This is a genomic window from Streptomyces sp. MS19, assembly GCF_047200595.1.
GTDB lineage: Bacteria > Actinomycetota > Actinomycetes > Streptomycetales > Streptomycetaceae > Streptomyces.
Genome location: NZ_JBJZOH010000022.1, coordinates 88,959 through 98,713, shown reverse-complemented (window position 1 = coordinate 98,713; position 9,755 = coordinate 88,959). Strand labels below are relative to the sequence as shown.

7 protein-coding genes and 1 tRNA gene are annotated in these 9,755 nt (G+C 71.8%); 2 read left to right on the top strand and 6 right to left on the bottom strand.

Going from position 1 to position 9,755, the window contains the following annotated elements:
• Window positions 1–4: 4 nt before the first annotated feature.
• From pknB to ACL02R_RS20500, 6 genes are all read right to left on the bottom strand, one after another.
• Window positions 5–2,041 carry a Stk1 family PASTA domain-containing Ser/Thr kinase gene (gene pknB / locus ACL02R_RS20525; protein WP_412798415.1) on the bottom strand — a complete coding sequence of 679 codons (2,037 nt, stop codon included), beginning with the start codon at window positions 2,039–2,041 and terminating at the stop codon, window positions 5–7.
• Between the two features lie 255 nt (window positions 2,042–2,296).
• The gene (locus ACL02R_RS20520; protein WP_412798414.1) at window positions 2,297–3,766 is read right to left on the bottom strand and encodes a peptidoglycan D,D-transpeptidase FtsI family protein; all 1,470 of its coding nucleotides are present in this window, start codon (window positions 3,764–3,766) and stop codon (window positions 2,297–2,299) included.
• Window positions 3,763–5,166 (bottom strand): FtsW/RodA/SpoVE family cell cycle protein, encoded by a 1,404-nt coding sequence (locus tag ACL02R_RS20515; protein ID WP_412798413.1) that lies wholly within the window; start codon window positions 5,164–5,166, stop codon window positions 3,763–3,765. The genes ACL02R_RS20520 and ACL02R_RS20515 overlap by 4 nt, the downstream gene beginning before the upstream one ends.
• Before the next feature lie 34 nt (window positions 5,167–5,200).
• On the bottom strand, window positions 5,201–6,598 hold the full coding sequence (locus ACL02R_RS20510) for a PP2C family protein-serine/threonine phosphatase (protein ID WP_412798412.1): 1,398 nt from the start codon (window positions 6,596–6,598) through the stop codon (window positions 5,201–5,203).
• 38 nt (window positions 6,599–6,636) lie between these two features.
• Window positions 6,637–7,155 (bottom strand): FHA domain-containing protein, encoded by a 519-nt coding sequence (locus ACL02R_RS20505; RefSeq protein WP_412798411.1) that lies wholly within the window; start codon window positions 7,153–7,155, stop codon window positions 6,637–6,639.
• A 10-nt stretch (window positions 7,156–7,165) separates the two neighbouring features.
• Window positions 7,166–7,960: an FhaA domain-containing protein gene (locus ACL02R_RS20500; RefSeq protein WP_412798410.1), complete on the bottom strand. Its 795-nt coding sequence runs from the start codon at window positions 7,958–7,960 to the stop codon at window positions 7,166–7,168.
• Between the two features lie 308 nt (window positions 7,961–8,268).
• Between ACL02R_RS20500 and ACL02R_RS20495 the strand changes: the two genes are divergently transcribed.
• Window positions 8,269–8,355, top strand: a tRNA-Leu gene (locus ACL02R_RS20495).
• Between the two features lie 322 nt (window positions 8,356–8,677).
• Window positions 8,678–9,745 carry a DUF3344 domain-containing protein gene (locus ACL02R_RS20490; RefSeq protein ID WP_412798409.1) on the top strand — a complete coding sequence of 356 codons (1,068 nt, stop codon included), beginning with the start codon at window positions 8,678–8,680 and terminating at the stop codon, window positions 9,743–9,745.
• The last annotated feature ends 10 nt before the right edge of the window (window positions 9,746–9,755 follow it).

Genomic DNA, 9,755 nt, shown 5'->3' with positions numbered 1-9,755 from the left:
CGGGTCAGTCGCCCCCGATGCCGCCGTTGAAGAGGCCGCCGCCCCCGTCGTCGCCACCGCCGCCGCCGTTCTGCCCGCCACCCGGGTCACCCGGGGTGCCGGTGCCGCCGCCGGGCTCCTGCGCGGTGAGGGTGATGACGCTGCCCGCCGCGACCGGCTGGTCGGCGGGCGGGTTCTGACCGGTGACGATCGCCGTCGGGCTGTTCTCGTCGGCGCCCTGCACCGACACCTGGAAGCCGGCGTTCGTCAGCGTCTGCCGGGCGAGGATCAACGGCTGGTTGTTCACGTTCGGTACCGGGACCTGCTCCGGCTCCGCCGGGGGCACGGCAACGGTCAGCGTGACCTGGCCGCCCGGCTGGATCGGGTCGCCCACGCCGGGATCGACACCGATGACCTGGCCCTCGGGGTAGTCGCCCGTCTCCTGGTCGCGCCTGGCCGCCCGCAGATCGTCCTGGTCGAGTCGGGTGACCGCCGCGTCGTACTGGAGCCCCATGACGTCGGGCACGTCGATCGAGTCCGGCTCGACCGCGACCGTGAGCGTCACCGTCTCGCCGGGGGCGATCATCGTGCCGCCCTCCGGGTCCTGCTCCAGGACGGTGCCGGGCTCCTCGTCGCTGCTGTCGTCCTCCTCGCGGTCGATGTCGAGGCCCAGCTCGTCGAGCTGCTCCTCGGCCTCCTCGATCGTGCCGCCCGTCACGTCGGGGACCTCGATCTCGGCCGGGCCCGAGGAGAGGATCAGGCCGACGGTCGTCCCCTCGTCGGCCCGCTGGCCTATCGGGGGGTCCGTGTCGCAGACGGTGCCCTCCTCGACGCCCTCCTCCTCGCAGACGTCCTCCGTCGTCTCCCCCGGCTCGAAGCCCGCGTCCGTCAGCGCCGCTCTGGCGTCCGACTCGGACTGGCCGCGGACGTCGGGGACCATGACGCGTTCCGGGCCGTCCCCCGCGAAGAGGACACGGCCGATGAAGACCGCGCCGACGAGCACGAGGATGCCCGCGACGACCAGCAGGACCGTGGACGTGTTGCGGCGGCGCTGGCGGCGGTCGGCGGCGCGCCCGCCGTAGTCGTCGTAGTCGCCGTACCCGCCGTTGTCACCGGCGGCCGGCATCATCGACGTGGCGGGGTCGGTCGGGCGCAGGGCGGTGGTGGGCCGGTCGTCGTAGCCGTACGGCACGGCCCCGTAGCCCGCCGCCGCGCCGACCGGGCGGCCGTCGAGGTACGCCTCGATGTCGGCGCGCATCTCGTCGGCGGACTGGTAGCGGTAGTCCGGGTCCTTCACGAGTGCCTTCAGCACGATCGCGTCCGTGTCCGGCGTGATCTCCGGGTCGAACGCGCTCGGCGGCTGCGGCTCCTCGCGCACGTGCTGGTACGCCACGGCCACCGGCGAGTCACCGATGAACGGCGGCCTGACCGTCAGCAGCTCGTACAGCAGGCAGCCCGTGGAGTACAGGTCGGAGCGCGCGTCCACCGTCTCGCCCTTGGCCTGCTCGGGCGAGAGGTACTGCGCGGTGCCGATGACCGCGGCCGTCTGCGTCATGGTCATCCCGGCGTCGCCCATGGCGCGGGCGATGCCGAAGTCCATCACCTTCACCTGGCCGGTGCGGGTGAGCATGACGTTCGCGGGCTTGATGTCGCGGTGGACGATGCCGTTGCGGTGCGAGTACTCCAGCGCCTGGAGGATGCCGATGCACATCTCCATCGTGCGTTCCGGCAGGAGCTTGCGGCCCGAGTGGAGCAGTTCGCGCAGTGTCGAGCCGTCCACGTACTCCATGACGATGTAGGGGATCGAGATCCCCTCGACGTAGTCCTCGCCCGTGTCGTACACCGCGACGATCGCCGGGTGGTTCAGGGAGGCCGCCGACTGCGCCTCGCGGCGGAAGCGGGCCTGGAACGTGGGGTCACGGGCCAGGTCGACGCGGAGCGTCTTGACGGCCACGGTACGGCCGAGGCGCGTGTCGTGCGCCAGGTAGACCTCGGCCATGCCCCCGCGGCCGAGCACCTGGCCCAGCTCGTACCGCCCGCCGAGGCGACGCGGCTCTTCCATGTTTCCAGCCCTCTCCGTTCGGTCCCGGGCCGCACCCACTGGCCGGCCCGTGGGGCGAGGGGACCAAGCCCTGGTTCACGGTACCCGCCGCGGGGCGGCCCGCCGGACGGCGGCGGGTGGCCGATACGCAACCGGTATCGCCGTCCGCCGCGACCGGCCGTGACGACCGGCCGTGGCGACCGGTTCCCGTCTATGACGCCCGGGAGCCGGCCGCGGTTGCCGGTTCCCGGGGTTCGTCCGGCGTCCGCCGCCGGATCAGCTGCTTTCCAGCACGGCCTGCATCACGTCGTGCGCGATCGGTGCCGCGAGGCCGCTGCCGGAGATCTGGTCGCGGCCGACGCCCGCGTCCTCCACGACGACGGCGACCGCCACGGGCGACTCGTCGTCCACCATCGCGTAGGAGATGAACCAGGCGAACGGGTTCTCCGAGTTGTTCTCGCCGCGCTGCGCCGTGCCCGTCTTGCCGCCGACCCGGACGCCGTCGATCGCCGCGGCGGGCCCGGACGGGCCGTCCTCCACGACGCTTTCCATCGCCGACTGGAGCTGCTGCGCCGTCTCCGCCGACATGGGGCGGCTCATCTCGCGTGGCTCGTGCTGCTCCACGACGTTGAGGTTCGGGGCGACGAGCTGGTCCACCATGTACGGCTCCATGAGCGAGCCGTTGTTCGCCACCGAGGCGGCGACCATGGCCATCTGGAGCGGGGTGGCCTGGTTAGAGGCCTGGCCGAAACCGGCCTGCGCGTTCTGCGGGCGGTTGTCCTCGGGGTAGACGCTCTCCGCGACGCGGATGGGGATCTGGAGATCCTCGCCCCGGTTGTAGCCGAAGGACTCGGCGGCCTCCATCATGCCCTCGTTGCCGACCTCGTCGCTGAGCTTGGCGAAGACCGAGTTGCACGAGTCGACCAGGGCGATGCGGACGGTGGCGTCCTCGCACCGCTCGTTCGTCTGGTTCTGCACCATCGAGCCGTCGGTGTCGGGCAGTTCGTACGGGTCCGGGGTGTCGGTCTCCGTGTCCACGTCGTCCACGATGCCGTTCTCCAGCGCCGCGGCGGCCGTGACGATCTTGAACGTGGAGCCGGGCGGGTAGGTCTCGCGCAGCGCCCGGTTGATCATCGGCCGGTCCTCGGCCTGGTCCAGGGCGTTGTACCTGTCCTGGGCGTCCAGCGAGTTCCCCACCACGTCGGACGGGTCGTAGGACGGGGTCGAGACGAGGGCGAGGATGGCTCCGGTGCGCGGGTCGATGGCCGCCACGGCCCCCCGCGCGTCACCGAGCCCTTCGTAGGCGGCACGCTGGGCGGCGGTGTTGAGGGTCGTCACGACGTTGCCGCCGCGTTCGTCCTCACCGGTGAGCATGTCGATGGTGTTGTTGAAGAACAGGCGGTCGTCGTCGCCCGTCAGGAAGTCGTCCTCGACGCCCTCCAGCATCGTGCTGTTCTCCTCGAAGAGGCGAGCGGCACCGGTGACGGGCGCCCACATGGGCCCGTCGGTGTACGTCCGCTGGTAGCGGAAGTCGTCACTGTCCGTCTCGGCCGAGCCGGTGATCGGCTCGCCGTCCACGATGATGTCGCCGCGCGGCTGGGCGAAACGCTCGATGAGCACACGGCGGTTGTCCTTGTGGCTGGACAACTCGTCGGCCTGGACGAACTGCACCCAGTTCGCGCGCGCGAGCAGCGCGAGGATCAGGAGGCCGGAGAAGATCGCGACCCGGCGCATCGGTTTGTTCATGCTCGGACCACCTGAGTCTCTTCCGCGTCGAGGGAGGGTGCCGGGGCCGGCGCGGGCCTGCGGGCAGTGTCGCTGATGCGCAGTAGGAGGGCGATAAGCGCCCAGTTCGCGATGACGGACGAACCGCCCTGCGCCAGGAACGGCATGGTCATACCGGTCAGCGGGATCACGCCGAGCACGCCGCCCGCCACCACGAAGGTCTGGAGCGCGAAGACGCCCGTGAGGCCGACGGCCAGCAGCTTGCCGAACGGGTCGCGGGCGGCGAGCGCCGTGCGGAAGCCCCGTTCGATCAGCAGCGCGTAGAGCAGGATGACCGCCATCAGACCGGCCAGGCCCAGCTCCTCGCCGACGGTGGCGAGGATGTAGTCGCTCTTGGGCGCGATGCCCGAGATCAGCCGGCTGTAGCCCTGGCCGAGGCCGGAGCCGAGCAGGCCGCCCGAGCCGAAGGAGAACATGGCCTGCGCTGTCTCGGTGACGCGGCCCTCCTCGTAACCCAGCGGGTCCAGCCACAGGTCCACCCGCTCGCCGACGTGCGCGTTGAAGCTCGCCACGAAGACGGCGCCGCCCGCTGACAGCAGCAGACCGAAGACGATCCAGCTCGTCCGCTCCGTCGCCACGTACAGCATGATCACGAAGACGCCGAAGAACAGCAGCGAGGTGCCCAGGTCGGTCTCGAAGATCAGGATCATCAGGCTGATGCCCCAGATCACCAGGATCGGACCGAGGTCGCGGCCGCGCGGCAGGTAGAGCCCGAGCACGCGGCGGCTGGCGAGGGCCAGCGCGTCCCGCTTCACCATCAGGTAGCCCGCGAAGAAGACGGCGATCACGATCTTCGCGAACTCGGCGGGCTGGAGCGAGCCGACCCCTGGCAGCGAGACCCAGATGCGCGCGCCGTTCACGTTCCGGCCGAGCCCCGGGACCAGAGGCAAGATCAGCAGGACCAGCGCGACGACCATGGAGATGTAGGTGTAGCGCTGGAGGATGCGGTGGTCCTTCAGCACCAGGAGCACCACGAGGAACAGGGCGACGCCCACCGCCGACCACATCAGCTGGTTCGGCGCCATCGCCCCGCCGAGCGCGGGCGTCGTGATCGACGGCTCCTGGTCCAGGCGCCAGATCAGGACGAGCCCCAGCCCGTTGAGCAGCACCGCGATCGGCAGCATCAGCGGGTCCGCGTACGGCGCCCAGCGGCGCACCACCAGGTGCGTCACGCCCGCCAGCAGGCCCAGGCCGAGGCCGTAGCCCGCCATGCCCGCCGGGAGGCTGCCGTCCTTGGCCAGGCCGACGTTCGCGTACGCCAGCACGGGGACGAGCACGGCGAACACGAGCATCGCCAGCTCGGTGTTCCGGCGGCTCGGGAGGCCGCCGGTGGAGACTGTGGTGTTGCTGGTGCTGCTCATGGCCTGGTCTCTGGGTCGGCTCGGGGGCGGGGCGCTATGCCGAGGTGCACTGGCGTGCCAGCTCCTGCTGTCGCTTGCTGAGGGACGGCGATGCCGGGGCGTGGTCGGTGGTGTCGTCCTCGGGGGCCGACTCCGCCGCACGCTGGTCGGCGAGCAGCCGGCAGGCCTCGGCCTGCTCGGCCAGCTCGGCGATGGTGTCCTCGGCGTCGCCGAGGCCGTTCGCCGAGATGCTGCCCTCCAGCTGGCTGCGCTGGTAGGGCGGCAGGAACTCCAGCTCGATCTCCGGGTGGTCCTGCTTCACGCTGTTGAGGCTGAGGGGGCCGATGCCCTGGCTCAGGCCCTGGTAGAGCGCGACGTGGTCGCCGTTCGTGCCGACGTAGTACTGCGTCTGCGTCCAGCGGTAGCCGGCGTACGCGCCGCCCGCGACGACCGCGAGGATCAGCACGATGAGCGCGGTCCGCTTGAGGGCGCGGCGGCCCCCGGGGCGCTGGGAGACGTACTCGTCGTCGGTGAACGCGCCGAAGACACCGGTCGCCGGGCCCTGCCCCGGTGCGGGCGGTGCCTGGGGCGGGCGCGCCAGTTCGGCGGCCCGGGACGCGGGGGTCTGCTGCGTCGCCTGCGCGCGCTGGGCCTGCTGCGCCTCGGCGACGGCGCCGACGATCTGCGGGGCGTCGTGCAGCTGGCGGGCCAGGGTGTCGCCGACCTGGGTGTCGGTGTCGAGGACGTCCGCGACGATGCACGTGACGTTGTCCGGGCCGCCGCCGCGCAGCGCCAGCTCGATCAGCTCGCGGACGGTGTCCTCGGGGGTGTGGAACGCGTCGAGGGTGTCCCGCATGGTCTCCGCGCTCACGACGCCGGACAGGCCGTCGGAGCAGAGCAGGTAGCGGTCCCCGGCGCGCACCTCGCGGATCGACAGGTCGGCCTCGATGTGGTCGGCGCTGCCCAGCGCCCGCATCAGCAGCGAGCGCTGCGGGTGCGTCGTCGCCTCCTCCTCGGTGATGCGGCCCTCGTCGACGAGGCGCTGCACCCAGGTGTGGTCCTGTGTGATCTGCGTCAGCTCGCCGCCGCGCAGGAGGTACGCGCGGGAGTCGCCGACGTGCACGAGGCCGAGGCGCTGGCCGGTCCACAGGAGGGCGGTCAGCGTGGTGCCCATGCCGTCGAGGCGGGGGTCGTCGGCGACCATCGAGCGCAGCTGGTTGTTGGCGCGCTGCACGGAGGCGTCGAGCGAGGTGAGGATGTCCGAGCCCGGGATGTCGTCGTCGAGCTGCACGAGGGTGGAGATGACCTCGCTGCTGGCGACCTCGCCGGCCGCCTGGCCCCCCATGCCGTCCGCGATGGCGAGCAGGCGCGGGCCCGCGTACCCCGAGTCCTCGTTGTGCTCGCGGATCATCCCGGTGTGGGAGCCGGCCGCGAATCTCAGTGACAGGCTCATGCGCGCCTCTCCCACCCTCCGGTCGTCATGGGTCGGACCTACTTCCGCAGCTCGATGACCGTCTTGCCGATGCGGATCGGCGCGCCGGGCGGGATGGGGACCGGGGTGGTCAGCCGCCCGCGGTCCAGGTAGGTGCCGTTGGTCGAGCCGAGGTCCTCGACGATCCACTGGCCGTCACGGTCGGGGTAGATCCTCGCGTGACGCCCGGAGGCGTAGTCGTCGTCCAGCACGATGGTCGAGTCGTGTGCCCGGCCGAGCGTAATCGTCTGCCCCTGGAGTGCGACAGTGGTTCCGGCCAGGGAACCTTCGGTGATCACGAGTTTCGTGGGGGCGCCGCGGCGGGACTTGCCCCGGCCGCGGTCCTGGGCCGGGGGCCGGCCGCGGTCCCCCCTGCGCTGCGGCGCCGCCTGCTGCGGCTCCGCGCGGCGGGCGACGGGCCGCTGGGTGACCCGGGTGCCGAACAGGTCGCTGCGGATGACCTGCACGGCGACGATCACGAACAGCCACAGGACGGCCAGGAAGCCCAGCCTCATGACCGTCAGGGTCAGCTCTGACATTGCCCCCCGCTTACCCTTCGGCTTGCCGGTAGATGACTGTGGTGCTGCCCACGACGATGCGCGAGCCGTCGCGGAGCGTAGCGCGTTTGGTGTGCTGGCCGTCCACCACGATCCCGTTCGTGGACCCGAGGTCCCGTACGGAGGGCGGGTCGGTGGCCTGGATCTCGCAGTGGCGGCGTGAGACGCCGGGGTCGTCGATGCGCACGTCCGCCTCGGTGCTGCGGCCGATGACGAGGGTCGGGCGCGCGAACTGGTGGCGTGTCCCGTTGATCTCGATCCAGCGGCGGACGCGTCCCCGGGCGGGCGGCTGCCCGTACGGCGGGGAGGCGGGGGGCGCGGACGGGGGGCGCGGCGGGTAGCCGGCGGGCTCGGGGGGCGGTGTGTACGCCGGTGGGCGGGGGGCGGCGCCGCTGTCGTAGCCGGGGCCGGAGGAGGCGGCCAGCGTGCGGCTGCGGATGCGGTAGAGGCCGGTGTCGAGGGACTCGGCCTTCTCCAGGTGCACCCTGATGTCGCCCATGAACGTGTACCGCTGCTGGGCGGCGTAGTCGCGGACCATGCCCGCGAGTTCCTCGCCGAGGCGGCCGGCGAAGGGCGCGAGGCGCTGGTAGTCGCCGCCGCTCAGCTCGACGATGAAGTCGTTGGGGACCACGGTCCGTTCGCGGTTCCAGATGGTCGCGTTGTTGTCGCACTCGCGTTGCAGGGCGCCGGCGATCTCCACCGGCTGCACCTCGGACTTGAAGACCTTCGCGAAGGTGCCGTTGACGAGGCCTTCAAGACGCTGCTCGAAGCGCTTCAGTACTCCCATGTGTGCACCTCCTCCTCCGATGTCCCGGGCGCGCGCCTGAAGCGGTAGTGCTTACCGATCGTATCCACGCGCGGGACGATCAGCTGGTTCCCCTGCACGCACCGCCCCACCCCCGGATCGTAAGGGGGGAGCAAGCAACAGTGTCGCGCATGCGGGGAGGGAATGCGGAGGGGGCGGAGCGGAGGCGGCTCCTGGGGCCGGGGCGGCGGATACGAGGGTGAGGCGGCCTGCGGATGCGTGTTAGCCTTCTGGATGTCGGCGGCTCGCCGGTCACTTGGACCGGAGGACGAGGCGCCGGTGGTGCACATGCGCGGGTGGCGGAATAGGCAGACGCGCTGGATTCAGGTTCCAGTGCCCGAAAGGGCGTGGGGGTTCAACTCCCCCCTCGCGCACCAGTGATCAGGGTCCTTGCTCCGGAGACGGGGTGAGGACCCTTTTGCGTGGGCGAGTTCGGGCGGGCGGGTCGCGCGCGGGCACGCCGGCCGGTGAGGTGTGAGGCGTCTCACCTCGGGGGCGGGGGTGCGCTCCGGGTCGGGCGGGGGTGCCGGGCCGTCGGGCGGGTGCGGGAGAGCCGCGGGGCTCGATAAACATAAAGCCCGTTCATATGAAAATCTCAGAATGACCTTGTGTGTTCGCCGCCGCGCGTTTTACGTGATTTCGCTTTTGTTCTCTGTCATGGTTTTCCACGCCTGCCGGAGAGAGATCTGGAGTTGTGCCATGAAGCGGATCGCGTTGTACCTCCTCTCGGTTTTCGCGCTGCTGTGCGCGGCGGTGCCCACGGCGGTCGCCGCGCCAGGTGACGGGCCGCCCGCACCGTTCGCCGAACGCTTCCGCGCCGTGCAGCACGGCGGCTTCGCGCGAGCCGCCAACGCGGTGATCACCTGCGGTACGGCCGCCGACGACGGGGCCCCCGACTGCGCGGACGCGCAGGCGGGTGGGACCGCGCGTTCCGGCCAGTACGCCATGGCGTACATCGACACGGACGACGACGCCAACACGTACAACTCCAGCAGCGCGGAACTCCGGCTCCCGCCCGGATCGCGCGTCAGCTACGCGCGGCTCTACTGGAGCGCGAATATCCGCGTCGGCGAACTGAAGCCCTCCGCCGACAACGGCAGAATCCTCCTCGCCGAGCCCGGCGGCCGCTACAAGGAAGTCCTCGCCGACTCCCCGGTCGGCCAGCACGACTCGGGCGAGGACTCCGTCTTCTCCGCCTCGGCCGACGTGACCGCGCTCGTCCGCTCCGCGCAGCCAGGCGCGTGGACCGTCGGCCAGATCAACACCGCGGGCGGCCACTCGCCCGAGGGCGGCTGGGGCGGCTGGACGCTGGTCGTCGCCTACGAGAACCCCGACGAGCCGCTGCGCGAGCTGGTCCTGTGGGACGGCCTGGAGACGGTCGGCCAGGGCCGCGAGCTGAGCCTCGCCGCCGACGGCCTCGACATCCCCGCCGGCGCGGACGGACGCCTCGGCCTGGTCGCCGGAGGCGGGGACCGCGGCGTGGACGGCGACCAGGTCACGGTCCGCGTCCCCGGCGGCCCCGCCACCCCGCTCGCCGACGCGGCCAACCCCGCGGGGGACGTCCTGAACGGCACCGTCAGCGACCTCGGCGACCCGCGGACGGCCAGGACCCCCGCGTATGCCCACACCCTCGGCTACGACGCCGACGTCCTCGACATCTCGCACGCCCTGACCGACGGCGCGGACGGCCTCGGCGTCGGCCTCGGCGGCGGGCGGGACAGATACCACCTCGGCGCCGTCTTCCTCCAGGCCGCCGTCCGCTCCTGACCCCGGAGAG